Here is a 25,392-nt window from a genome sequence, read left to right as displayed (position 1 = left end):
AGACAAGTCCGCACCGCCTCTCAGCGGTGCGGGAAAGCCCTACCAGTCCATGACGACCTTGCCGGAATTTCCGGAGCGCATGGCCTCAAACCCGTCGCGGAAATCGTCGATGCCGATGCGGTGGGTGATGATCGGCGACAGGTCGAGGCCGCCCTGGACGAAGGCGATCATCTTGTACCAGGTCTCGAACATCTCGCGGCCATAGATGCCCTTGAGGTTGAGCATCTTGAAGATCACCTTGTTCCAGTCGATCTCGAAACCGGTCGGCGCAATGCCGAGAATGGCGATCTTGCCGCCATTGTTCATCTTGTCGATCATGTCGCGGAAGGCGGGGGCAGCGCCTGACATTTCCAGCCCGACATCAAACCCCTCGGTCATGCCGATGCGCGTCATCACATCCGACAGGTTTTCCTTGGACGCATCGACGACATAATCGATGCCCATTTTTTCCGCCAGCGCCAGGCGCACCGGATTGATATCGGTAATCACAACCTTGCGCGCGCCGGAGCGTTTGGCGACAAGCGCACCCATGATGCCGATCGGGCCAGCACCGGTGACCAGCACATCCTCGCCGACGACATCGAAGGACAGGGCCGTATGAACAGCATTGCCGAACGGATCGAAGATCGCGGCAACCTCATCCGGCACCTCGTCGGGAATGGCAACGACGTTGTATTCGGGGATGCAGACATATTCGGCAAATGAGCCCGGACGATGCACGCCGACGCCGAGCGTGTTGCGGCACAGATGCCCCCTGCCCGCGCGGCAATTGCGGCACTTGCCGCAGACGATATGCCCCTCGCCCGAAACACGCTCGCCGACATGGTACCGGGTAACGGCCGAGCCGATTTCGGCGATGACACCGACGAACTCATGGCCGACGACCATCGGCACCGGAATGGTTTTTTGGGCCCACTGGTCCCAGTTCCAGATATGCACATCGGTGCCGCAGATCGCCGATTTCTTCACCTTGATCAGCACGTCATTGGGGCCGGGCTCCGGTACCGGCACATGCTCCATCCACAGGCCGGCTTCCGGTCTGGATTTAACGAGCGCCTTCATCATGTTTGTCATCGGGTGGTCCTTGGATTAGCAGATATTGACCTTGGAGAATGACGTTTCACCCCCCTCTGTCACTCTCGTGACATCTCCCCCTCAGGGGGGGAGATCAGCTATGCAGTGTGTGCCCTTCAGGCTGGCTCTCATTCAGCCAGTCACCTCAAGGGAAAAGAATAATCTCCCCCCTTGAGGGGGAGATGTCCTGAAAGGACAGAGCGGGGTGAAGCCGCGAATGCGAAGAAACACCACCTGCTTCACCCGATCACGCCCAACTCCCGTCCGACCTCTTCGAACACCGCAATCGCCCGGCGCACATCCGCCTCGCTATGGGCGGCCGACATCTGGGTGCGGATACGGGCCTGGCCCTTCGGCACGACCGGGAAGGCAAAGCCGACGACATAGACGCTCTTTTCCAGCATCTTCGCGGCCATCGCCTGCGCCAGCGACGCATCGCCCAGCATCACCGGGATGATCGGATGACCTTCGCCGGCCAACGTGAAGCCGAGCTTGCTCATCTCTGAGCGGAACAGCGTCGCGTTGGCTTCGAGCCGGGCGCGAAGAGCATCGCCAGTGTCGATCAGGTCGAACACTTTCAGCGAGGCGGCCGCAATCACCGGGGCCAGCGTGTTGGAAAACAGATAGGGGCGCGAGCGTTGGCGCAGCCAGTCGACCACTTCCGTCTTTGCCGACGTATACCCGCCGGAGGCACCGCCGAGCGCCTTGCCGAGCGTGCCGGTGATGATATCCACCCGGCCCTCGACGCCGCAATATTCGGCCGAACCGCGGCCATGTTGACCGACGAAACCGACCGCATGACTGTCATCGACCATGACCATGGCGCCGTATTGTTCGGCGAGATCGCAGACACCTTGCAGATTGGCGATGATACCGTCCATCGAGAAGACGCCATCGGTGGCGATCAGCTTGAAGCGTGCACCCTCGGCCTTCTTCAGTTCTTCCTCAAGCGCCGCCATGTCATTGTTGGCATAGCGGAAGCGCTTGGCCTTCGACAGCCGCACGCCATCGATGATCGAGGCATGATTGAGCGCATCCGAGATGATCGCGTCTTCCTCGCCCAGCAGCGTTTCGAACAGGCCGCCATTGGCATCGAAACAGGAGGAATAGAGGATCGTGTCTTCCATCCCGAGAAACGACGAAATCCGCGCCTCGAGCTGCGTATGCTCTTCCTGCGTGCCGCAGATGAACCGCACCGAGGCCATGCCATACCCATAACGATCGAGCGCCCGCTTGCCGGCCTCGATCAGGTCGGCATTATCGGCAAGCCCAAGATAATTGTTGGCGCAGAAGTTCAAGACCTTCGCCCCCGACGCCACCTCGATCTCGCCACCCTGCTTGGAAACGATGACACGCTCGGACTTGTAAAGCCCGGAAGACTTCAAAGCGGAAAGTTCGGAAGAGAGATGTTGGATGAAAGCTGAGGTCATGAACGCGCTTTCCAAGCTGATGTCGGGTTGCGATCGAAACATATCATATTCCGATGCGTGTGACAGCAGAAGGCAGCGTCAGCGTGCGGCGCTTGCAGGACAGGGCGATGATGTGGCCTCGTCCAGATACGACGCAGGCCACCCGGACCTGCGACAAGGCGAGAGCTATCCTCCGCGGATACCCCTCGCCGGCAAACCGGGAGCAGGAAAACCCGCCCCCGGCATTACATTATTTCACGAAGGCAGGCTTTGTCGCTTGCGGCTCGTCCTCGACGCGGCGGGAAAAGTAGTTGGCCAGCAGCGCACCGGAAATATTGTGCCAGACGCTGAAGATTGCACTCGGAACAGCAGCAACCGGCGAGAAATAGGCATTGGCCAAGGCGGCTCCGAGACCGCTGTTCTGCATGCCGACTTCGATGGCGATCGCCTTGCGCTTGGCAAGCGATAGGCCGCTGGCACGGGCGGCAAAATAGCCGAGCAGATAGCCAAGGCCATTGTGCAGGACGACGACGGCAAAGATCATCAGGCCGGAAGTGGCAATAGCCGGCTTGCTCGCACCGACAACAGCCGAAACGATCAGCACGATGCCGACAACGCTGACCAGCGGCAGGGCTGGAACCGCTGCCTTGACAAGGCCGGGCAAAATCTTCTGTAGGGCAAAGCCCAGCGCCAGGGGCACCAGAACGACCTTGACGATGCTGAGGAACCTCGCCCAGCCATCAACCGGCAGATACTGACTGGCAAACATCCAGACGAGGAACGGCGTGACCAACGGGGCTGCCAGCGTCGTGACGCTGGTGCAGGCGACCGACAGCGCCACGTCACCCTTGGAAAGATAGGTCATCACATTCGACGACGTGCCGCCGGGGCAGCAGCCGACCAGGATAACACCGGCTGCGACTTCAGGCGCCATCGGGATGATCTTCGTCAGGATGACGGCGATGAGCGGCATGATGATGAACTGCGAGAAGACGCCGATGGCGACATCGAACGGCCGGCGCGCAACCTCGCGAAAATCGCCAACCGAAATCGTCAGGCCCATGCCGAACATGATGATCGCCAGAAGCGTGACAATATAGGGCGCGATCTGCTTGAACGTGTCCGGAAAGACGAAACCGAGAACCGCGAACAGAATGACCCAGATAGCGAATGTCTTGCCGACAAACGCCGATAACGATGCAACAGCCTTCAAAGCGGCCTCCTCCCAAAATGAACAGAACGGCCGGTTTAGCCGCCAAACCCCGGGTGTCAAGGACGCAACTGCCTGTAAGCGTGGCAAAATTTAGCCTTTCCGGTGGAAAAACACCGCTGCCCATGCGATGAGAACCGTATGAGCATCTTCGACAGATTTTCCCTGAAAGGCCGGGTCGCACTGGTCACCGGCGGCGGGCGAGGCCTTGGACTGGAAATTGCCCGGGCACTGGCCGACGCCGGAGCGCATGTCGTTATCACCGGCCGAACAGCGGCAACGCTTGAGGAGGCCGTGTCCGGGATCACCAAGACCGGCGGCAGCGCCGAGGCTGCTGCCTTCGACATCGCCGACCGGGAGGCGCAGCGAACAACACTCGCCGGCATCGACCAGCGCCATGCCCGGCTGGATATTCTTGTCAACAATGTCGGCGCCCGCGACCGGCGGCCGCTTGCCGAATTCGACGATGATGCGATCCTGGCGCTGATCCAGACCGATCTGATCGCCGCCACGACCCTGTCGCGCGATGCGGCGGCGTTGATGAAGCGCAACGAGCACGGACGGCTGATCTCGATCACCTCGATCAACGGCCAGGTGGCAATGCCGGGCGACGGCATCTATCCCCTTGCCAAACAGGGGCTGACCGGACTGATGCGTTCGATGGCGGTCGAGTACGGTCCCTATGGCATCACCAGCAATGTCATCGCACCGGGCTGGTTTGCGACAGAGACCAACGCCGAGATGGCCGCCAACGAGGACCTGATGCCGTTCGTGCGCCAGCGCATCCCCGCGCAACGCTGGGGCCGGCCGGACGAGATCGCCGGTGCAGCGCTGTTTCTGGCCAGCGACGCCGCCTCCTTCGTCAACGGCCATGTGCTGACGGTAGATGGTGGCATGACGGTGAGGATGTGACGGGGAACAAAAGGATGCATGACAGAGAAAACAACTGCAGGACCCGCCCTTGAAAAGATCAACATTTGTGAATTTGGTCGTCGTACTGGCAACGCTGGGATTAACCGGTCTAACGATCAATCAATTTATAGCCAAGCAGGCAGATTTCGCCGATCCAGCGGCACTCTCGGAAGTAGAATGGCAGGAGCATCTCGCCAGTCTTAGCGAAAACCGGTGGGGCCAGGCCCGCGCGGCGGGAACGTGTGAGCGCGGTCTGGACGCGCGTCTTGCCGATGGGGCCGTATCTCAGGATGAACTTGGCCGCCTTGCGTCGCAGCTCAAGGTCCGCCCGATCGAGGCAAGTCGCGCCTTTTGCCGGATATTTGTCAGGGAGGTCGTCACCCGCAAGCCGTCGCTGCAGCAGTACAACTGGGCAATCACAGCATCGCCGCTCGAAGTTCTCAAGACCATCCGGCCTCTTTGAGGCTTTGAGACCTCATTCGAACCCGCGAATCACATCCAGAAACGCATCGCCATAGCGTTCCAGCTTGGACTGGCCGACGCCGGAAATGCCGAGCAGCGCATCGTGATTGTGCGGACGCTCGGTGGCAAAGGCGATCAGGGTCGTATCCGGGAAGACGACATAAGGCGGTACGCCCAACTCCTTGGCAATGCCGGAACGCGCCCGGCGCAGTGCCTCGAACAGCTCCGCCTCCGAACCGGACAGAGCCGATTTGGCGCCGGATGCCGCCGATTGCCGGGCATTCTTGCCCTTGCCTTTACCGGTTGTCGGCCGGTCCTTACGGAAACGCACCTCGCGCTCGCGCTTGAAGACGGTGCGGGCATCGGCCTCCAGCTTCAGCGCTCCGAACGCTTCGTGATCGACGCTGATCAGGCCGGCCGCCAGAAGCTGGCGATAGACCGACTGCCAGGTTTTCGACGGGATATCCTTGCCCGCCCCGAACACCGGCATCTTGCTGTGGCCGAAGCGCTCGGTCTTTTCGTTTTCGGTGCCCAAGAGCACATCGATCAGGTGGCCGGTGCCGAACCGTTCGCCGGTACGGTAGATTGCGGCCAGCGCCTTGATCGCCGCGTCGGTTCCATCCCAGGTTTCCACCGGGTTGATGCAGGTATCGCAATTGCCGCATCCACCACCATGCGCCTCGCCGAAATGGGCAAGGATCGATTGCCGCCGGCAGCCGGGGGTTTCGCAAATGGCCAAAAGCGCATTCAGCTTGGCGCGCTCGACCCGCTTGATATCGTCGCCGGAGGTTCCGCCATCGATCATCCGGCCGCGCTGGATGACATCGGCCATGCCATAGGCCATCCAGACGTCCGACGGCAGGCCGTCACGCCCGGCACGGCCGGTTTCCTGGTAATAGGCCTCGACCGAACCCGGCAGATCGAGATGGGCGACGTAGCGCACGTTCGGCTTGTCGATGCCCATGCCGAAAGCGACGGTCGCCACCAGGCAAAGCTCTTCCTCCTTGAGGAACGCATCCTGATTGGTGTCGCGCACCGCACGGTCCATACCGGCATGGTAGGCGAGCGCGTAAATGCCCTGCCCGTTCAGCCATTCGGCCGTATCCTCGACCTTGGCGCGCGACAGGCAATAGACGATGCCGCTCGAGCCCTTGTGGCGTGACAGGAAACGCAACAACTGCTGGCGCGGCTGGTCGCGCTCGACGATTTCATAGGCGATGTTGGGCCGGTCGAACGAGGTGGTGAACACTTCGGCACTGCGCAGGCCGAGCCTGTCGATAATATCTTCGCGCGTGTGTGGATCGGCGGTCGCCGTCAGGGCCATGCGCGGCACGCCGGGATAATGCTCTGCGAGCTGGCCCAATTCCCGGTATTCCGGGCGAAAATCATGGCCCCACTGCGAGACACAATGCGCCTCATCGATGGCGAAGAGCGAAATCCGGGCGTTGCCGATCATCTCCTTGAAGGCCGGCGTAACGATGCGCTCCGGCGTCACATAGAGAAGATCAAGCTCGCCATTGGCAATCGCCCGGCGGACATCGACGAACTCTTCGCGCGACAGCGAGGAATTGAGGGCTGCTGCCCGCACACCCAGCTGCTTCAGCGCCTGCACCTGATCGCGCATCAGCGCAATCAGCGGCGAGACGACGATACCGACGCCATCGCGGCAGAGCGCCGGGATCTGGAAGCAGAGCGATTTTCCGGCACCGGTTGGAAACAAAACCACGGCATCGCCCCCGGACACGACGCGCTCGACGACGGCCGCCTGCTTGCCGCGAAAAGCGGGATAGCCGTAGACCCGTTTCAACACCGACAGCGGATTTTTGGCGCCTTCGGTCTCAAACACGGGATCGATACGGTTTTGGGTCTGCGGCATGGAATCGCTTTCGTGGGGAAGCGGGACTATGGCACAGGAACGGTGGCGGGTGCGAGAGTTTTGCCGCCGGGATGGGCGCTTGCCCGGACGAGTGCGCTGACCATTCAACCTCGAAGCCCCCGAAACGATGTGCGGTGTCTTGATAACCATCACGGAAAGGGGCGATGAACAGGATGCCCCTGCTGGCACTTTAACGCTGAAAATCAGTGCTTTGGTCAAAGAACCGGATTCTCTTTCGCCGATCGCAAAAGCCGGGATACCAGCAGTGTATTGGCGATCTAATTGCCGGGGTTCTCGGCTTCCTGCAGCTGAGCAAGGGGCGCCTTGAACTCTGCGCTGAAGCCCTGCGGCTGGTAGCAGAGTTCGACGCCGCCGGTGCCGATCAGTCCCATCCGGATCAACCGGGAACCGAATCCCTTCTGGCTGGGCTCGGTGACAACAGGTCCGCCGGTCTCCCGCCAGGCAAGCGTCAGTTCTTCCGTGCCGTCGATAACATCGAGCCGCCAGTCGACAGAAACGCGGCCGTTTTCGTTGGAGAGCGCGCCATATTTCACGGCGTTGGTGGTGAGTTCATGCAGCAGAAGCGACAGTGCGAGCGTTGCCCGGGCGCCGAGGCCGATGCCTGGCCCGGTGATAACGAACCTGTCCTTCTCCGCCAATGTCGCAAGCACGCTTCGGACGACGATATCCATATTGGCCGCGGCCCAATTCTGCTTCACCAGCACATCATGGGCGGTCGATAGCGCCTGTATACGCTGTGTGAACGCCTCGACCGGCTCGCGGTCGGAAACGCGCCGGAGCGTTTGCGATGCGATCGCCTGCACCATCGCGAATGTATTCTTCATCCGGTGGCTCAGTTCCTTATTGAGAACCTCCTGCTGCTGCTCGACCTGTTTTCGCAGAAGCTCCGTGGACTTTCGATCCGTGACGTCGTTGAAGAGAATGCCGACCTGATGCAAAGCCGGGTTTCCGACAGGAAACGCGTGAACATCATACCAGCGGCCACCCAGTTGAGCGGCAAACTGCTCAAAACGGACAGGTTGGCCGGTCATTGCCACGCCGCCGTAAAGATCGAACCAGTGCTGTTCATGATCAGGCGCGAGGTCGCGCATCCATTTCCCGCGCGCATCCTCCAGTCCGGTCTGCTGCGCGAAAGCCGGATTGATTTCGACAAACCGATAATCGGCCGGCAGGCTGCCATCGAAATTCATCTCGACAATGCAGAATCCATCGGTAATGGCGTCGAACAGGGTTTTATACTGCCGTTCACTCTCTTCACGCCGCAGTTCATCCGTTTGCTGGAGCGCCATCGCTCTGTCGCGCTCACCGATCGCGCGGCGAAGTTCCAGCTGGCTCATGACTTGGCCGGAGAGGCTGCGCAATGCGCTCGCCTGCGCTTGCGTCAATCCGTCCGGACGCGGCTTTCCATCGATGACGCAGAGGCTGCCGATCACGTCGCCCGCAGCGGTGCGCAGCGGCGCACCGGCATAAAACCGGATGTAAGGCTCGCCCGTCACCAGCGGATTGGCGCTTGTTCGCTCATCCTGCGTGAGATCCGGAATGATCAGCAAATCCGGTTCGATCAGCGCATGGGCGCAGACGGAACTCTCCAGATTCGTCTCGCAGGGTTCAAAACCGACGCGCGCCTTGAACCATTGCCGATCACGGCCGACAAAGCTGACCAAGGCAACGGGAACGTCGCAAATCTGTGCCGCAAGAAGCACGATGTCATCAAACCCGGCCTCGTCGGGCGTGTCTACAATATCGTAGCCATCGAGGGCGAGGAGCCTTTTTGCATCAAAGGTATAGTCTGGCGGCTGCACGTTATCGCTCTTGCTGTCTCGGTTTGCATGGCACCATAAAACCATGTGAAAGCGACGAGAGAGCCCGTCGCACCCGCAGGTTAGGTTGCGACAGACTTAGCGCTCGGGTGCCCGTCTGTCCACATGGCCGGCACCTGTGCACGGGCAGCGGTGGAACGACACCGGTTCACTGCGACAAGCGGGATTTCAAGAACCGATATCAGGCCCGAAATCCTGCCGCAAAACACTACGGCTTGCTTTCGATCTGCCGCGTAAACAGCCCCCAGCCAAGGGATCGTTTCTTCGCTGTCTGCCACAAGACAAGCACGGTCACCGCCAGCAGCAGCACCTCCGCAGCCGGGGTGGCGAACCATAGTCCCGGTTCGCCGAGAAATGCCGCGAAGATGACGACCATCGGCATGGTGAAGAGATAGGGCTTAGCCAATCCCAGGATCGCCGCCCGCTTGGCGTCGCCGATGGCCTGGAAATAACTGCCGATCATCATCAGCGGTCCCGACAGGAAATACATCGTGACCATCAACGGCATGATCCGGGCGACATCGCTGATGACGGCACCATCGCTGACGAAGATCGAGCCAATCGGCCGGGCGAAGGAGACGAGCAGTATTTCGACGGCGACACAATAGATCAGCGCGGTGACGACGGCGAGGCGCAGGGCCTTGTCCGAACGTTGCCAAAGGCCCGCCCCTCTGTTGTTGCCGACGATCGCCTGCATGGCCTGCCCCATGCCCAACAGTGGCAGGAACGCAAAGGTCATGACGCGGGTGGCGATCCCGTAGGCCGAGATGACGGTGTCATAGGTCTGGGCTGCCACGCTCTGCAGAGTGACGATGATGGTTGCCGAGACCAAGGCCATGCCGATAAAGCCGAGGCTCTGCGGCGCACCAAGGGCAACGATTCGACCCCATCCCGAAAACGGATTGCTGCGAAGCAATGCGGCAAGCGGCAAGGCGGTTCGCCCGGAGAGACGGAAGAGGACGAGAAGACCAAGCGCCAGCCCCTGAGCCAGCACCGTGGCATAGGCCGATCCCGCAACCCCAAGCCCGAACGACGCGATGAAGACATAGTTCAGGGCGAGATTGACCAGCGAAATAAAGATGCTGAGCAGCGCCATCAATCCCACCCGCCCTTCACAGCGCAGGGCGTCCGCATTGACCGATAGCAGGAACTGTAACGGGCAGAACAGGGCGATGATGGCGATATAGGTATAGGCCATATCGGCAAGAGGCCCGGTTCCATTCGCCACGGCCAGAACCAGGGCTTTGCCGAACAGGAGAAACAACAGCGCGAACCCTGCGCCAATCGCCAGCGCAAGGCCATGCGCGCTACCAAACACAGAGCGCGCGCTTTCGAAATCACCCGCCCCGATGTTGCGGGCCAGAAGACTTGCCATGCCGCTGCCGACAAGCGTCGAAAGCGCAACGAGCAGCATGAAGACCGGAAACACCGAGGCGACGGCGCCGACGGCTTCGGGACCCACATAGAGGCCGAGCATCATCGCATCGACGATGGTCAACAGCCCGTTCATGCTCATGACGAAGATGATGGGAAATGCGGTCCTGGCAAAAATTGAACCAAGAGGGGCAGTCAAGAAGGCATTGTTACCAGAGTTGCCTGACGACATCTCATTCTCCTCAATATTGCATTTCGAACATCGGGAGGGGAGCTCGCATTGCCCACCACACGAAATGCTTCGAGGGCGAGAAGATCATCACATTTAGAATTTCACCGGGAGATTGCGAGCGGCAGGTATCCGAGACCTATCTGCGAAATACATCCAAGCGTGGGAACGGTCAAGCGTGACGGTGTGTATGCAGCCGTCAGACGCTCGCACGCCGATAGAGTGCGAGCGAACCGGCAAGCGCCAACAGCGCGCCGCCGCAGATCCGGTCAAGCCAGAGCGCACCGGATTTTTTCAGTACCCTCACGGCTTGTGAGCCGAGCGCCGCGTAGCCGAACATGACCAGGAAATCGATCGAGGCGAAGACCGCAGCCAAGAGGGCATATTGCGGAATCTGCGGTTCGGATGGCATGATGAATTGTGGCAGGAAGGCTGAGAAGAACAGGTATCCCTTGGGGTTGGTCACTGCGACCAGAAAGCTCTTCAGAAGGATCGCCCGCGCGGAGCCCGATACGCCCTCCGCCGTTCCATGCAGCGTTTCGTTGAGCGTGCCCTTCGAACGCAGGAGCATGATCCCGAGAAAGGCGAGATACCCGGCACCGATCCATTTGACGACGGAGAACCAGAATTCGGACGCGGCCAGCAGCGCGCCAAGACCGAGCGCGACAGCGCCGATGAGGACAAAATCCGACAGCACCGCACCGATCATGCCGATCAGGGCGCGCCGCACGCCGAAGCGCGAGCCGTTGGTCAGCGCCAAGAGCACAGTCGGACCGGGCGTGGCAATACCGATAAAGGCAACCAGCGCGAAAGCCAGCAAGGTGATTTCAGTCATAAGCGACCCTCCCCCGAGCCTGCGGATGACATCGCAGGCGACCCAATCGATAGGCAGTCTTGCAATTGCCGGGACCGGTGGCAAGACCCTGACGATAGGCCAGCATTCAGAGAAAGCGAACGGCGGGCTCTACTTGCCCGCCGGCCCCTTCACACGCCCGGACAGGACGCCAAAACCGTCGATGATCGCCTCCTGGTTTTCGAGCCGCGTCACCTCCAGCTGGACCTCCTGCAGATTGCGCAGGATCTGGCTGACGGTGTCGTCGTCGCCTTCCTCGGTGGCATAGGCAAGTTCGCTTTCCAGTTCGCGCCGCTGCCAGAGCAAAGCCTTGGTACGCTGGTGCAGCGCCAGCGCCTGCAGGTAGCCTTCGCGGGCATCCTCCGGCGCCGCGGCCGTGGTTGCGGTCCACAGGCGGGCAAAGCGGATCTGCTGGTCGAGCGATTTCAACAGAACGTCAAAACCTTCGGCCTCGAGTAGCTCGACCAGGATTTCGCGCGACAGGCGCGGCCCCTTGGCGGCGGCGGCGTTCAGCACCGACGACCAGAAGCGCTGCAGGTCACGATTGTCGTATTCGATCGCGGAAATCTCGTCATATTCTTCAAACAGCAGCTGCGGATGATTGACGATGGTCAGGGCCAGAACGCTTTCGCGCAAGGGCGGCAATGCCTGATGGCCACTCACCAGCGATGAGCGGGCGAGCCTGTCGGAAATGCCCGAACGCTCCGACATGCGCGCGCCCTGCTGGCCGCCACGCCCCTGCCCCTGGCCGCCATTCCGGTTGGCACCCTGGCGCTGGTTGCGGTCAAAATTCCGCTGGCCATTCTGTTGGCGCGACGCTCCTTGAAAAAACTGGTTCAGCCGGTCGCGCACATCCTGGCCATAGTGGCGGCGGACGTTTTCATCGGCAATCACCGAAACCACCTGTTTCAAGGTCGCTTCCAGCTGGGCGCGGCTCTCCGGCGTATCGAAGCCACCGGCCTGCGCCTCGCGCAGCCAGACCATTTCCGACAAGGACCGCGCCGAGGCCATAACCTTGTCGAACGGCGCGCGGCCTTCATTGCGCACGAGATCGTCAGGGTCCTTGCCATCCGGCAGCATGGCGAAGCGCACGGAGAACCCGGGCTTCAGGTGCGGCAGCGCCAGATCGACGGCGCGGTTGGCAGCACGGATACCGGCGCCATCACCGTCGAAGCAGAGAACCGGCTGCTGGGTGAGCTTCCACAACAGCGTCATCTGGTTTTCGGTGAGCGCTGTACCAAGCGGTGCAACAGCATTTTCGATACCCGCCTGATGCAGCGCGATGACGTCCATATAGCCTTCGACGGCGATGATCGTCCCTGCCCCGTCGGCGCCGGACATGGCGCGGCGGGCGCGGGCGAAATTGTAGAGCACATTGCCCTTGTGAAAGAGCTCCGTCTCATTGGAATTGAGATATTTCGCCGGCGCGTCCGGCGACATGGCGCGGCCACCAAAGGCGATGACCTTTTCGCGTGACGACAAGATCGGGAACATGATGCGGTCGCGAAAACGATCGTAAGAGACCGGAATATCCGGACCATGGACGACAAGACCGCAGGCCTCGATCTGGTCCTTCGGTATACCCTTCCCGGCCAGAAACTCCTTCAGCGCGTTGCGGCTTTCCGGCGCAAAACCAAGACGAAACGTCTCGATGGTGCGTCCGGTCAGGCCCCGGTCGCGAAGATAGGCGCGCGCCTTGGCGCCGTTTGCCGTTTGCAGCTGGTCCTGGAAAAATTGCGTCGCCACTTCCATGACGTCCTGCAGGCCGATGCGCTGGCGGTCGCGCTTTTCCGCCTCGACATCCGGCTGCGGCATCGCCACACCGGCAAGATCGGCCACCTGCTGCACGGCTTCTGGAAAAGCCATGCCGTCGAGATCGGTCAGAAAGCGGAAATGATCACCCGATACGCCGCAGCCAAAACAATGGTAGCGGCCCTTGCGGTCCTCGCAATGGAAGCTCGGCGACTTCTCGCCATGGAACGGGCAACAGGCCCAATAGTCACCACGCGAGGCATTGGTCTTCTTGCGGTCCCAGGTCACACGTCTGCCGATCACGTCGGAAATGGGAACGCGGTCGCGGATCTCGTCAAGGAAGGTGTTGGAAAATCGCATGAATACCTCTGGGCTGGTTTCCATATAGGCGGCAATCGCGGGCCGCGCCAGCGAGGGCACGCATCATACCCGCAATTCACAGGTTGACGAAACATCACGGCCGACATGAGCAAACACGGCGGTAGCATTTTCCTTGAATCGATATGTCATGCGCCGGGAATAAACAGTTGATACCAAACGCAAGACAGGCAATGAATTACGGACCGCCCTTCCGGAAACCGCGAAGATGCCCCTTGCAGCAAACGACCTTGTGTCCAACACCGCCTTCTTTGCTGCCATGCAGGAAAATGCGCGGCGGATGACCGCGCTTTTTGCGGAAAATCCGCGGCTGAATTCGATCTTCGCCTCACAACAGCGCTGGCTGATGGCGCAGCTTGGATTTTCGCTTTACTACAGGCCCGATCCTCAAGACCCGGCGAAGGGCCTCTATTCCGGGCGCTTTGTAGCGGCAGCGATGCAATATGACATTGCCAGCCGCAATACTGCCGGCGCTTTCATCAAGGAAATGCTTGCCTATCGTTTCGCCCGTCCGATCGACAACCCTGCCGACCATCGGATGCGGCCGCTTGAACCGACGGATATGGCGGTTCAATCCATCGTCAAATGGCTCTATGTCCATCTGGCCATTCTCGACACGCTGGACGGTGGCGAAAGGGCTGTGGCGCTGGCGGAAAATCCGGTGTTGTTTGCCCGCTTGCAGCCCACCATTGCCCAGGGAATTCTGGAAAATCACGCGGTGCGCAATCCGGGCGAGACATTCAATCTGTTTACCTGGGCCAATTCCGGCGGATTGGTGATGGACAGTTTCATCGCACGGATCCAGGACTTCGATCCCGACGCGCCGCGCACGGTGCTCGGTCAGGTCTCATCAGCCGACATCTGCCAGCGCTACCTGATCTCGAAAACGCACCTGAAACGGCTGATGGACAAGGCGGCCCAAATGGGCAGCCTCGGTCACGAGACCGTGGCCGGCAAAAACATGCTGTGGCTTTCGCAAGGGTTTGTGCGCGAATACTGGACCTATCAGGCAGAAAAATTTGCACTCATCGACGCGGCCTTTCATACGCAGGCCGCGCCGGAAAAAACAGCAGGGGGATCAGCCGTCAGGCAGCTGTCAGCAGTTCCTTGAGCACCGACGACGCCTTGGAAAAATCCATCTGGCCGGCATAACGCTCCTTCAGCACCGCCATGACCTTGCCCATGTCCTTCGGGCCGCTGGCGCCGGCTTCTGCTATGGCAGCGGCGACATTGGCCCGCACGTCCGCTTCACTCAGCTGCTTGGGCATAAAATCCTGCACGACGGCGATTTCCGCACGTTCCTTGGCAGCAAGTTCCGGGCGGGCATTGTCTTCGTAGATCTTGGCCGATTCCTCACGCTGCTTGACCATCTTGGCCAGGATCTGCAGGATCTCGTCGTCGCTGGCATCGCCCTTGCCGGCACCGCGATTGGCGATATCGCGGGTCTTGACCTCGGCCAGAACGAGGCGAACCGTGGAAAGCCGCGGTGCGTCCTTTGATTTCATTGCATCCTTGAGGGCGGCAGCGAGTTGATCGCGCATCTGTCTTACTCCTGTTTGATGGCGTTTCATAAACCAGCCGGACAGACCGGAGCAAACGAAATGCGAGAATCCGCGGTAAAAGCCGCAGGAAAAGCCCGATCTTACCGTCTTCAAGATTGACCTTGCCGGGTGCTGCAGTTATTGACCGTCACCTGCACCAACATCGTGACCAGGCCTGAGAGCGCGCGCCCATCGCTCGCATCTGTCCGCCTGCAAACCACAACGGCCGGCCGGCGTTCCATCGAACGTTCGTGACGCGCCGCCTGAACGGGATGAAGACAATGACCGCGACAGCCCCCTGGACCACCACAAAACCAACCGCCCTGCTCGTTCTGGCCGACGGCACTGTCATCGAAGGCAAGGGCATCGGCGCCACCGGCAAGGTGCAGGCCGAAGTGGTCTTCAACACCGCGCTCACCGGCTATCAGGAGATCATGACGGATCCGTCCTATCTCGGGCAGATCGTTACCTTCACCTTCCCGCATATCGGCAATATCGGTGCCAACGGCGAAGACATCGAAGACCTGACGCCGGCAGCACGCCACGGCGCGGTCGGCGTCATCTTCAAGGCCGACATCACCGCCCCGTCGAACTACCGCGCCACCACAGACCTCGACACGTGGCTGAAGGCGCGCGGCGTCATTGGCCTCAGCGGCATCGACACCAGAGCGCTCACAGCCTGGATCCGCGAAAACGGCGCGCCGAACGCCGTGATCGCCCACGATCCGAACGGCGTCTTCGATATTGAGGCGCTGAAGGCTGAAGCCAAGGCCTGGAGCGGTCTCGAAGGCCTCGACCTTGCCAAGGAAGCCTCCTCCGGCCAGTCCTCGCGCTGGAGCGAAAAGCCGTGGGTCTGGAACGAAGACGCCAGCGAGCTGGCCGATGCCGACACCAAGCATCATGTCGTGGCGCTCGACTATGGCGTCAAGCGCAACATCCTGCGCCTGTTCACCGGTCTTGGCTGCAAGGTCACCGTCATGCCGGCAACGACATCAGCCGAGGACGTTCTCGCGCAGAAGCCGGACGGCATCTTCCTGTCGAACGGCCCGGGCGACCCGGCTGCAACAGGCGAATACGCTGTTCCGGTCATCCAGGAGCTGATCAAGAGCGACATCCCGCTGTTCGGCATCTGCCTTGGCCACCAGATGCTGGGCCTGGCGCTTGGCGCCACCACCGAAAAGATGCATCAGGGCCATCACGGCGCTAACCATCCGGTCAAGGATCACACGACAGGCAAGGTGGAGATCGTCTCGATGAACCACGGCTTCGCGGTGGATTCGAAGTCCCTGCCGGAAGGTGTTGAAGAGACTCACGTTTCCCTGTTCGACGGCACCAATTGCGGGCTGCGCCTGACCGGCAAGCCGGTGTTCTCGGTCCAGCACCACCCGGAAGCCTCGCCCGGCCCGCAGGACAGCCACTACCTCTTCCGCCGCTTCATCAATCTGGTGCGCGAGAAGAAGGGCGAACCGGCGCTGGCCGAACGCTGAAACCTGACATCATCAAACACAGAAAAGCCCCGGTCTCTCAAAGGAGTACCGGGGCTTTTTTATTTAGCCCCTGAGGGCTCTAACCATTGAAGACTACGGAAAGTTTGTTGCCGGCCGGGTCTCGCATATAGGCCGAATACCAGTCCGGGCCGTATTGCGGACGAGCGCCCGGAGCGCCTTCGTCGGTGCCGCCATGGGCGAGCGCCGCATGATAGAAAGCTTCGACCTCGGCATGCGACTTCACCATGAAGCCGACCATCGTACCGTTGCCGGGCGTTGCCGGTTCATGGTTGAACGGCTCGCAGACCCACAGAAGAAAACCTTCGCCGCTGCCACCCAGAGTATAGGCACGCCAGCCCGGATAGTTGACGTGGGCGCTCCAGCCGATAGTGGCGAGAACGGCATCATAGAAGCGCACCGATGTCGCGTGATCCAACGTTCCGACAGTCGCATAAGCAGTCATTTCATTCTCCCTTTGATCATTGCCAGCCTAAGTCAGAAGCAGGAACAAATAAAGAACAAAATCGCGCCGGAGAAGGCAGGATTCGCGCTTTCTACGATCGCTTTGAAAGCGGCCAATAGACGTCAAGCGCCGCTTGGTCCCCGCTACCCGCGTGCTGACTTGACCTGCGCCCAGGCATCCCGCGTCAGCCGGAAGCACATCCAGTTGACCGGTGAACCTGAAATATCCAGCACCGCATCATAGGCATGCACCGCCCCGAGTTTGGTGGTGGCTTTCTGCGAGCGGATATTGCTGGGGTCGATGTGGAACCAGACGTCGCCAACGCTCTGGAAGGCATGGTCGAGCATCAGGCGCTTGATCTCGAAATTGGTGGCCCCGCCCCAGTAACCGTTGTTCAGGAAGGTGAAGCCGATCGAGACCGCCTGCGGCTGGTCCGGCGCCACGTAATAGCGCGAACAGCCAATCAGCTTTCCCGTGGTCCTGTCGACGAAAGCCAGCGTACTTTTGCTAGCCATCTGGGCATCGAAATACTGGCGAAAAACCTCTGGCTTGTACCGCTCCCTGGCCGGATGCCCCGCCCAGACGGCCGGATCGCTGCCGGCCGCATAGAGCCCATCCAAATCATCTGATTTCAAGGGGCGCAGAAAAAGCGTTTCGTTGCTCAGTTCCGGCTGAAGGTTCAGTGTCTTTTCCGGCATGCCCATCTCCGCGTTTGATCAATCGCCCTATTTGGCCGCCAGAAGTTTCATTCCGCGCGACAGAAAGATAAAGAAGCGCCAGGTCAACGAGATGCTGGCGGCGGTAAGGCCGAGTACGAAGCCGATCGGCCATCGGACATCAGCGCCAGAACCATCGGCACGGTGGCATCCTTCCGGCCACACAGCATACCGCATGATGCGCTCGACGAGCCCGGGCATCTCGATCAATTCCGGCGTATCGGCGAGACCAAGGTTATCGCTATCGCCGTTGATACAGTGCATGCCTTCGCTGGCGACCGGCGGGTTCCGATGCGGGATGTTTGCCAGAATATGAATGCACTCATGACCGCCCGTGCCGGCATCGCCGGCACGATACGGATCACAAACGCGTTCCGACCGGCAAGGCCAGAATCTTGCGCTCGCGCTTCAGGAAAAGAAAGAAGCGCCAGGTCAGTGAGATGCTGGCAGCGGTCAGGCCGAGCACGAAGCCATACCAGACGCCGACGCCGCCGAAGCCAAAGTGGAAGGCCAGGAAATACGCGGCGACGAAGCCGATCGGCCAGTAGGACACCAGCGCCAGAACCATCGGCACCGTCGTATCCTTCAGGCCACGCAGCATGCCGGCGGCCAGGGCCTGCACACCATCGACCAGCTGGAACGCACCGGCAATGACGATCAGCGGGCCGGCATAGGCCAGAACCTGCGCCGCGTCAGGCCGGTTGGTATCGAGATACATCGCCGCGAGTTCGTGCGAAAACACCGCGAAGACAACGCTGCCGATCAGGGCAAAACCACAGCCGACGACGAAAACAGCAATCGCCGCCCGCTTGATGCCCTCGGCGTCACGGCGGCCATGGGCAAGGCCGATGCGCACGGTCGCGACCTGCGCCAGCCCGAGCGGCACCATGAAGGCGACGGAGGCGAACTGCAGCGCGATGCCGTGGGCGGCGAGTTCGACTGTGCCGATCATACCCATCAACAGCGACGCAACGGTGAACAGGCTGACTTCGGCCAGAATGGTGACGGCGATCGGCAGGCCGAGCTTGACGACATCCTTCAGCACCGGCCAGTCCGGCCGCCAGAAGCGCACGAAGATCTCGTAGGAACGGGTCTGCGGCTGCGCCTGGATATAGATGAAAAGCAGCACAAAGCTCAGGGTATTGACGATGAGCGCCGAAATGCCGGCGCCGACGATGCCGAGTGCCGGAGCGCCAAAGTGACCATAGATGAAAACATAGCAAAGCGCTGCATTGGCGAGCAGCACGACAATCGTCACGTAGAGGATAATACCGGCACGCTCCAGCGAACTCAGGAAGCCACGCAGCACCATGAACAGCAGCGCCGGGAACATGCCCCAGAGAGCGATATGAAGATAGCTTCCGGCAAGGGCCGCGACCTCGGGCTTCTGACCCAGCATCAGCAGCACATGTTCCGCCTGCCACAGCACCGGCGCCATGATGACGCCATAGCCAAGCACCGCCCACATGCCCATGCGCACGGCACGGCGCACGGCAACGCGGTCGCCGCGGCCTTCGGCCTGCGCCACGATCGGCACGACGGCATTGGCAAAGCCCGAGCCGAAAATGAAGATGGTGAAGAACATCTGCGCAGCCAGAACCATCGCCGCAAGCTCGGTCGTGCCGAGGCGGCCGACCATCAGGACGTCGGTGGCATGGATGGCGAACTGCGCCAGCTGGGCACCGACAAAGGGCACGCCAAGCGCGATGGTGGCGCGATAATGCGCAGACCAGGAATTATCGGTGCGGACGCCCGTATCGACAGGGGTTGAAGTCAGCATGATGAGGATAGGCCTTTGGCTTCGTCGCAGCCAGTATGGGCCGCAAGACGGAAGAATGGGAAATAGAACAACCGTTTGAAAAGCACCAGCCAGAACGGCAAATGTGCATATTTTTTCATCCAAACATCACAAAACTTGATCGTTTTTCACGCGGAACCACTGAAAAGCCACTGGGAACCGGTCAAACCGCCTGCCCCGCAGCACCGCCATCATCCACCGGATCGGGTACCGGCCTCACTTTCAGGATGTAGACGGCAATGGCCAGCGCGACGAAGACGGCTCCCAGAACATACGGCGCACCGGCAAACGCGACGGGTGCCTGCGGCGCGGTGAAGACGCTGAAGATCTGCGCAAACATCAGTGGTCCGAGAATGGTTGTGAAACTGGAAATGCTCGACAAGGCGCCCTGCAACTCGCCTTGTGCCGACGGCGGCACCTTGGCCGAAGCGATGCTGCGCAACGGCGGATCGGCCAGCGCCTCGAGGCATGTAACGATGATGACGGCATAGATCATCCAGCCCTGGAAGGCGAAGGCATACCCCACAAGGCCGAGGCCGGTGAAGATCAGCCCGACTGCGCCTGCCTTCCATTCGCCTAAAAGCGGGATGGCCTTGGGCAGGACAAACCCCATCACCAGCGCGCCGCAAATACCGAAAATACCGAGCGACAGGCCGATCTGCCCCTCGCTCCAACCGTAGCGATAAGAGGCGACGAAGGACCAGACCGCCGGATAGACCGCATGCGCCTGCCAGAACAGGAAAAACACCAGCAGCACCCAGCCGATGCCAGGATAGTTGCGCATCTGCTTCAAGGCTCCGAGCGGATTGGCCCGCCTCCATTCGAAACGGCGGCGGTTATGGCTTTGCAGCGTCTCGGGCAGCAGGAACCAGGCGACAACAAAATTGACGAAAGACAGGGCGGCGGCACCATAGAACGGAACGCGCGGGCCAAACTCCCCAAGCAGGCCGCCCAGCACCGGGCCGAGCGCAAAGCCCGTGCCGAAGGCGATGCCGATCAGGCCGAAGTTCTTCGCCCGGTTGGTGTCATCGCTGACATCGGCGATATAGGCCGCAGCGGTGGAAAAGCTGGCGCCGCTGATCCCCGCCAGCACCCGGCCGATAAACAACATCCAGTAGGTTGTCGCCAACGCACAGATCAGATTGTCGAGCGCAAATGTCAGCACGGAGACAAGCAAGATCGGGCGCCGGCCGAAACGGTCCGACAGGTTGCCGATCAGCGGCGCGAAGATGAACTGCATGCCGGAATAGACCAGAAGCAGCCAGCCGCCATCGACCGCCGCCTCGCTGATCGTATCGCCCGTCAGTTCTTTCAAATAGGCAGGCAGCACCGGCACAATGATGGCAATGCCCATGATATCGAGGAACAGGATGACAAAAACCAGGAAAAGACCGCGCCGCGCTGACTTCGGATCAATCATCGGACAAACCTCACTGGGCATCCGGCAGCGCACGGATACAGAACGCGAACATGACAGGCAGATCGTCTGTATCTGAAAATTATAACGGAAACAATACGTGAACATTTCAATGTTCGTGATGAGTGCTTCGGGAACATTGATGAGCGCTGCAGGCGAACGCCTTGGCTGGCTTGATAGAATCGACAGGGCCTCGAGTGAGGCGAACGCTCCCGTCGCTCAAGGCTGTCCTACGCAAAGTGATTATTTCACATAGACGATCTTGCCGCCGTTGAAAGCGGTCTGGATGCCGACAACGTTGCGCAGTTGGACGCGCTTATTCAGGAGAAAGCTCTTGAGGTAAGCATCGGACCGGATTTCGTTCTGAGCTTTGGCGATGGTCTGTGGCGAAGGATAGCGATAGGTCCGCGGTACTTGTTGTGTCTGGTCGTCGTCGTCAACCTCATCCTTGATGATGATTACGGTGATGCTGACCTGGCCGGAACGCGCATCACGGGCGCTGGCGAAACTGCCAAGCGGCATGGCCGAGATCAGGACGGCAAATGCGAGCATGATGTATCTGCGCATTGTCATTCTCCTCAAAAATACGGCACCCGTTTATTGCGGCCGGTAAACGGTCACAGATCGGTGTCGCATTGAGTAACGGTTGGGCGCGCGCGATAGTTTCGCCGGGTCGCATCCGTGTTCATGAAACCGGATGCCCCACAATACCGATCACCTCACATAGACGATCTTGCCGCCATTGAAGGCTGTCTGGACGCCATTGACGTTGCGTGCCGGGATACCGCGCTTCTTCAGGGCAGCGCGGATATTGGGCGAGTTGCGGATTTCCTCCTGCCCCTTTGCATAGGTCTGCGGAGAGGGATCGCGATAGGTACGCGGCACCTGCTGGAAATCGTCCGGGCCGATATAATCGCGGATGATGATCACCGTGACCCTCGGATTGGTGTTGGCGGCCTGGCGGGCCGTCGGCGACTTCTGGGCGTAGGCAGGCGCGATTGCCAAACCAGCACCGATAGGAGCCAGAAGGGCGGCGGCCAGAACAAGCGTGGCAATCTTCTTCACTGTCTTTCTCCTTCAGGCGTTGCACGTTTACGGCGAATGATACCGCAAAGCGCTGCTCTCATCTTGCATAAATGATCTTGCTGCCATCCAGCGCGGTTTGAATGGCAAGAACGTTGTGCGGCCGAATATTGCGGCGCTCCAGGGATGCCTTGATCACCGGATTGGAGGCAATTTCCGCCTGCGCCCGCGCGCGCGTCTCGGCGGACGGATCACGGAAGATCGCTGGAGCGCGATCACCGCCGCGATCGCCGGACTTCATCATGACGACGGCAATGCCGGGCTCCATGGGATGACCGAACAGAATGGTGCCGAGCGTTTCCGTCGCAAATGCTGACGGCACCACCGATAGGGCAACGGCCGCTGCCGTCAATGTCAGGGTGATGATTTTTCGCATGCTTGTTCTCCTTCGCTGGCCACCCGGCACATCCGGTTTTTTTCCACCAGCTTCCGTCTCGATAGGAGAGATATAGGTTGCCTCGTGGCTTTTTTTCGATTGGCGGCAGCGCGGTGGGTGAATTTTTTAACGCCAAAGTTGAAAGCCGGTCATAAGAGAGCGGCGCGCCCGCGCAGGGACGCGCCGCCGTTTGTTCAGATATTGCTATTGAAGGTGTCGCAGGCCGAAAGCTTACCGCTGTCGAAGCCACGCTTGAACCAGGTCGAGCGCTGGGCCGAGGTGCCGTGGTTGAAACTTTCGGGAACGACATAACCCTGGGTCCGCTTCTGCAGCGTATCGTCGCCGATCTGGGTGGCAGCGTTCAGTGCCTCCTCCAGATCGCCCGTGTCCAGAAGACCTTTCTGCTCGGTGTACTTGCCCCAGATGCCGGCAAAGCAATCCGCCTGCAGCTCCACACGGATCGACATCTGGTTGGAATCCGCCTCGCTCATGCGCTGGCGCTGGGCGTTGACCTTCGGCAAGATGCCGAGCAGGTTCTGGACGTGATGGCCGACCTCGTGGGCGACGACATAGGCCTCGGCGAAATCGCCGGATGCGCCGAACTTCTGAGCCAGTTCATCGAAGAAGGCCATGTCGAGATAGACCTTCTGGTCGCCAGGGCAATAGAACGGGCCGCTGGCCGACGACGCCATGCCGCAGGCCGAATTGATGCCGTCGCGGAAGAGAACCAGCTTCGGCTCGACATACGTCTGTCCGCTCGCCTGGAAGATGCCGTTCCAGGTATCCTCGGTCTCAGCCAGCACGGTCGACACGAAGGCTTTCGTTTCCTCTTCCTGCGCAGACCCTTGCGGCGACTGCGACTGGGTCTGCTGGACGCTAGGCGAGCTGCCCTGCCCGCCGTCGAGCACCTGCAGCATGTCGATGCCCATCATCTTCAGGACGAAATAGATAGCAACGAGGAAGATGATCGTGCCGATGCTCATGCCGCCGCCACGGCCGCCACCGCCGGTCGGGAGGCGGAAACCACCACCCCGGCCGAACGGATTGCCGCCCATGCCGCCCCGCACCGGACCCGCTCCGCGCTCGTCCTCGACATTGCCCGATTGGCGCCGGCCCTTCCATTCCATGATCTGGTCTCCCCGTCTTAGCCGCAGCGGCTATCAAGCTTTTCACAATCATATAACGCGCCAGACGCGATTTTGTACAAGACCCAAATAACAAAGTTTTTCAGCCGCTAAAATTCAAACCAGTCGTTGGCAGCCGCTGACGGAGCATGCCAGTATCACCGTCATTGTTTTGGGAGGAACGAGCCTATGAAAGCCATGCGCCTGGAATCGATCGGCAATCTCTTCGTGCGCGAGATCGAGACGCCCGTTCCGGGGCCTGACGACCTGCTGGTGCGGGTCGAGGCCTGCGGTATCTGCGGCACCGACCGGCACCTGCTGCACGGAGAATTCCCCTCGACGCCGCCGGTAACACTCGGCCATGAATTCTGCGGCATCGTCGAGGCTATGGGAGCCGACGTGAAGGACTTCAGGCTCGGAGCCCGCATCACTGGTGACCCGAACATTTCCTGCGGCCGCTGCCCGCAATGCCAGAGAGGCCGGGTCAATCTCTGCCGCAATCTCAAGGCTATCGGCATTAGCCGCGATGGCGGGTTTGCCGACTACGTGATCGTGCCGCAGAAGCAGGCTTTCGAGATCCCGCTCGATATGCCTGCCACACACGGTGCCTTCTGCGAGCCGCTGGCCTGCTGCCTGCACGGCATTGATATGGCTGAGATCAAGGCCGGTTCGTCGGTTGTTGTGCTCGGCGGCGGCGTCATTGGCCTGTTGACGGTACAACTGGCGCGGCTGGCGGGTGCGACCACGGTCATTCTTTCGACCCGGCAGGAAGCCAAACGCAAACTGGCCGAGGAACTGGGCGCAACCGCCAGCGTCGATCCCTCGGACGGTGATCTTATCGAGGCCATCGCCGGGCCGGGCGGACGTGTTCCCGGTGGCGTCGATGTGGTGATCGAATGCGCCGGCGTCGCGGCGACAGTCGAGCAATCCACCCGGCTTGCCAAGGCGGGCGGCACCGTCGTCATCCTTGGCGTGATGGCGCAGGGCGAGACCGTCCGGATCGAACCGTTCGACATCCTCTTCCGGGAACTGAGGGTGCTCGGCTCCTTCATCAACCCCTTCACCCACCGCCGCGCCGCCGATCTGGTCGCATCCGGCGTCATCAATGTGGAAAAGCTGATTTCGCGCACGATTACATTGGAAGAGGCGCCCGAGGTGATCCGCAATCCGCCGGCTGCGGGAGAAGTGAAGGTGTTGGTGGTGGCAACAGCCGGTTAAGGCGCGATGGACTGATTACCCGCCAGACTGCGGCAGTTCGCCCTGCAGAAACCGATTTCGAAAATGACGACTGCGAACCGTGCTACAATTCCCGATGGGGCAATCGATGTCCCGGAAGGAATTTATCCCGATGATCTTGAAAGAGATGACCAGCGAAGACTGCGTTGACGTCCTCTCGCGGGGCCGCATTGCCCATCTTGCCTGTGCCAAGGACAACCGGCCCTATGTCGTGCCGATCCAGTACGCGTTTGAATCCCCCAGCCTGTACGGGTTTTCCATGCCGGGGCAGAAAATCGACTGGCTGCGCACCAATCCGCTGGTTTGCATCCAGGTGGGCGAAATCGAGGACAACGAGGCTTGGCGAAGCGTCGTCGTCGAGGGACGTTATGAGGAATTCCCGGACGATGAAAGATGGCACAACGAACGGCTCCACGCTTGGTCGCTGCTGGAAAAACGAGGCAACTGGTGGGAGCCCGGCGCCTTGAAACCCGGCCCGGAGGCAATTGGCGGCAAAGCCATGGCACCCGTCTTCTTTGCCATCCATATCGACAGTGTCACAGGCAGGCAGTCTGTCGCCGGCGATAACTGAGAGACTGAAGACGCTTGCTCTGGGAGACTGGTTAAGGGCCTATTGAACGGTTTGATGAGATATGATTCAAGCTTGGTATGTGGAGCCAAACGACGCGTGGCCGAATGGCCGTCCAGCCGAGACGGATTTGCGCGCTGTTTTGAACGCGATCCCTTATTTGGCGCGCTTGGGCGGCAAATGGGGGGCGTGAAGCACCGCGCTGCTTCACGC

At 60.5% G+C, this 25,392-nt stretch carries 24 protein-coding genes; 6 read left to right on the top strand and 18 right to left on the bottom strand.

All coding sequences use genetic code 11. The features are described from left to right. Positions 1-39: 39 nt before the first annotated feature. The 3 genes from tdh to R6X40_RS02230 form a co-directional block, all read right to left on the bottom strand. Complete coding sequence (tdh, locus tag R6X40_RS02240; protein ID WP_318410603.1) at positions 40-1,074, bottom strand: L-threonine 3-dehydrogenase; 1,035 nt, start codon at positions 1,072-1,074, stop codon at positions 40-42. Between the two features lie 239 nt (positions 1,075-1,313). Beyond that, complete coding sequence (locus R6X40_RS02235) at positions 1,314-2,504, bottom strand: glycine C-acetyltransferase (protein ID WP_318410602.1); 1,191 nt, start codon at positions 2,502-2,504, stop codon at positions 1,314-1,316. Positions 2,505-2,733: 229 nt separating this feature from the next. Continuing rightward, the gene (locus R6X40_RS02230) at positions 2,734-3,696 is read right to left on the bottom strand and encodes a bile acid:sodium symporter family protein (RefSeq protein WP_318410600.1); all 963 of its coding nucleotides are present in this window, start codon (positions 3,694-3,696) and stop codon (positions 2,734-2,736) included. 138 nt (positions 3,697-3,834) lie between these two features. Here R6X40_RS02230 and R6X40_RS02225 point away from each other — a divergent pair, with 138 nt between their 5' ends. Both R6X40_RS02225 and R6X40_RS02220 read left to right on the top strand, forming a co-directional pair. Continuing rightward, positions 3,835-4,605: an SDR family oxidoreductase gene (locus R6X40_RS02225; RefSeq protein ID WP_318410599.1), complete on the top strand. Its 771-nt coding sequence runs from the start codon at positions 3,835-3,837 to the stop codon at positions 4,603-4,605. A gap of 49 nt (positions 4,606-4,654) precedes the next feature. Continuing rightward, positions 4,655-5,068, top strand: coding sequence for a hypothetical protein (locus R6X40_RS02220; protein ID WP_318410598.1), 414 nt, complete (start codon positions 4,655-4,657; stop codon positions 5,066-5,068). A 12-nt stretch (positions 5,069-5,080) separates the two neighbouring features. Here R6X40_RS02220 and recQ read toward each other — a convergent pair whose 3' ends face one another. The 5 genes from recQ to dnaG all read right to left on the bottom strand — a co-directional run bounded on the left by recQ (position 5,081) and on the right by dnaG (position 13,352). Then, entirely contained in the window at positions 5,081-6,943 is a 1,863-nt protein-coding gene (gene recQ / locus R6X40_RS02215) for a DNA helicase RecQ (protein WP_318410597.1), read from the bottom strand. Positions 6,944-7,221: 278 nt separating this feature from the next. After that, positions 7,222-8,766, bottom strand: coding sequence for a sensor histidine kinase (locus tag R6X40_RS02210; RefSeq protein WP_318410595.1), 1,545 nt, complete (start codon positions 8,764-8,766; stop codon positions 7,222-7,224). A 226-nt stretch (positions 8,767-8,992) separates the two neighbouring features. Further along, complete coding sequence (locus R6X40_RS02205) at positions 8,993-10,390, bottom strand: MATE family efflux transporter (RefSeq protein WP_318410593.1); 1,398 nt, start codon at positions 10,388-10,390, stop codon at positions 8,993-8,995. Between the two features lie 196 nt (positions 10,391-10,586). Then, on the bottom strand, positions 10,587-11,222 hold the full coding sequence (locus R6X40_RS02200; RefSeq protein WP_318410592.1) for a LysE family translocator: 636 nt from the start codon (positions 11,220-11,222) through the stop codon (positions 10,587-10,589). Positions 11,223-11,351: 129 nt separating this feature from the next. Next, positions 11,352-13,352: a DNA primase gene (dnaG, locus tag R6X40_RS02195; RefSeq protein WP_318410590.1), complete on the bottom strand. Its 2,001-nt coding sequence runs from the start codon at positions 13,350-13,352 to the stop codon at positions 11,352-11,354. Positions 13,353-13,578: 226 nt separating this feature from the next. On the opposite strand from dnaG, the gene R6X40_RS02190 reads away from it, so the two are divergent. Then, positions 13,579-14,481 (top strand): hypothetical protein, encoded by a 903-nt coding sequence (locus R6X40_RS02190; protein ID WP_318410589.1) that lies wholly within the window; start codon positions 13,579-13,581, stop codon positions 14,479-14,481. On the opposite strand, the gene R6X40_RS02185 is transcribed toward R6X40_RS02190, so the two are convergent. Beyond that, positions 14,456-14,911, bottom strand: a complete 456-nt coding sequence (locus R6X40_RS02185; protein ID WP_318410588.1) for a GatB/YqeY domain-containing protein — start codon at positions 14,909-14,911, stop codon at positions 14,456-14,458. The genes R6X40_RS02190 and R6X40_RS02185 overlap by 26 nt on opposite strands. A 281-nt stretch (positions 14,912-15,192) precedes the next feature. Here R6X40_RS02185 and carA point away from each other — a divergent pair, with 281 nt between their 5' ends. After that, positions 15,193-16,398 carry a glutamine-hydrolyzing carbamoyl-phosphate synthase small subunit gene (gene carA, locus R6X40_RS02180; protein WP_318410586.1) on the top strand — a complete coding sequence of 402 codons (1,206 nt, stop codon included), beginning with the start codon at positions 15,193-15,195 and terminating at the stop codon, positions 16,396-16,398. 79 nt (positions 16,399-16,477) lie between these two features. Here the strand turns inward: carA and R6X40_RS02175 are convergent, their stop codons facing one another. The 9 genes from R6X40_RS02175 to R6X40_RS02135 form a co-directional block, all read right to left on the bottom strand. Further along, positions 16,478-16,861, bottom strand: coding sequence for a VOC family protein (locus tag R6X40_RS02175; protein WP_318410584.1), 384 nt, complete (start codon positions 16,859-16,861; stop codon positions 16,478-16,480). A gap of 143 nt (positions 16,862-17,004) precedes the next feature. Beyond that, on the bottom strand, positions 17,005-17,559 hold the full coding sequence (locus R6X40_RS02170; RefSeq protein ID WP_318410582.1) for a GNAT family N-acetyltransferase: 555 nt from the start codon (positions 17,557-17,559) through the stop codon (positions 17,005-17,007). Between the two features lie 27 nt (positions 17,560-17,586). Continuing rightward, positions 17,587-17,841 (bottom strand): hypothetical protein, encoded by a 255-nt coding sequence (locus R6X40_RS02165; protein ID WP_318410580.1) that lies wholly within the window; start codon positions 17,839-17,841, stop codon positions 17,587-17,589. Between the two features lie 97 nt (positions 17,842-17,938). Next, entirely contained in the window at positions 17,939-19,357 is a 1,419-nt protein-coding gene (locus R6X40_RS02160) for an MATE family efflux transporter (RefSeq protein ID WP_318410579.1), read from the bottom strand. A 181-nt stretch (positions 19,358-19,538) separates the two neighbouring features. Then, entirely contained in the window at positions 19,539-20,795 is a 1,257-nt protein-coding gene (locus tag R6X40_RS02155) for a TCR/Tet family MFS transporter (RefSeq protein WP_318410577.1), read from the bottom strand. 240 nt (positions 20,796-21,035) lie between these two features. Further along, positions 21,036-21,359 carry a hypothetical protein gene (locus tag R6X40_RS02150; RefSeq protein ID WP_318410576.1) on the bottom strand — a complete coding sequence of 108 codons (324 nt, stop codon included), beginning with the start codon at positions 21,357-21,359 and terminating at the stop codon, positions 21,036-21,038. A gap of 147 nt (positions 21,360-21,506) precedes the next feature. Further along, a complete protein-coding gene (locus R6X40_RS02145) occupies positions 21,507-21,857 on the bottom strand; it encodes a hypothetical protein (RefSeq protein WP_318410574.1) in 351 nt (116 codons plus the stop codon). A 58-nt stretch (positions 21,858-21,915) separates the two neighbouring features. Next, positions 21,916-22,251 carry a hypothetical protein gene (locus R6X40_RS02140; RefSeq protein ID WP_318410573.1) on the bottom strand — a complete coding sequence of 112 codons (336 nt, stop codon included), beginning with the start codon at positions 22,249-22,251 and terminating at the stop codon, positions 21,916-21,918. Positions 22,252-22,445: 194 nt separating this feature from the next. Then, entirely contained in the window at positions 22,446-23,378 is a 933-nt protein-coding gene (locus R6X40_RS02135; protein WP_318410571.1) for a neutral zinc metallopeptidase, read from the bottom strand. A 186-nt stretch (positions 23,379-23,564) separates the two neighbouring features. Here R6X40_RS02135 and R6X40_RS02130 point away from each other — a divergent pair, with 186 nt between their 5' ends. Together R6X40_RS02130 and R6X40_RS02125 are read left to right on the top strand one after the other, a co-directional pair. After that, a complete protein-coding gene (locus R6X40_RS02130; protein ID WP_318410570.1) occupies positions 23,565-24,593 on the top strand; it encodes a zinc-dependent alcohol dehydrogenase family protein in 1,029 nt (342 codons plus the stop codon). 130 nt (positions 24,594-24,723) lie between these two features. Then, entirely contained in the window at positions 24,724-25,182 is a 459-nt protein-coding gene (locus R6X40_RS02125) for a pyridoxamine 5'-phosphate oxidase family protein (RefSeq protein ID WP_318410569.1), read from the top strand. Positions 25,183-25,392 lie beyond the last annotated feature (210 nt).

This window comes from Rhizobium sp. PL01 (assembly GCF_033447125.1).
GTDB lineage: Bacteria > Pseudomonadota > Alphaproteobacteria > Rhizobiales > Rhizobiaceae > Pararhizobium.
This window is presented reverse-complemented; position numbering and strand designations above follow the sequence as displayed.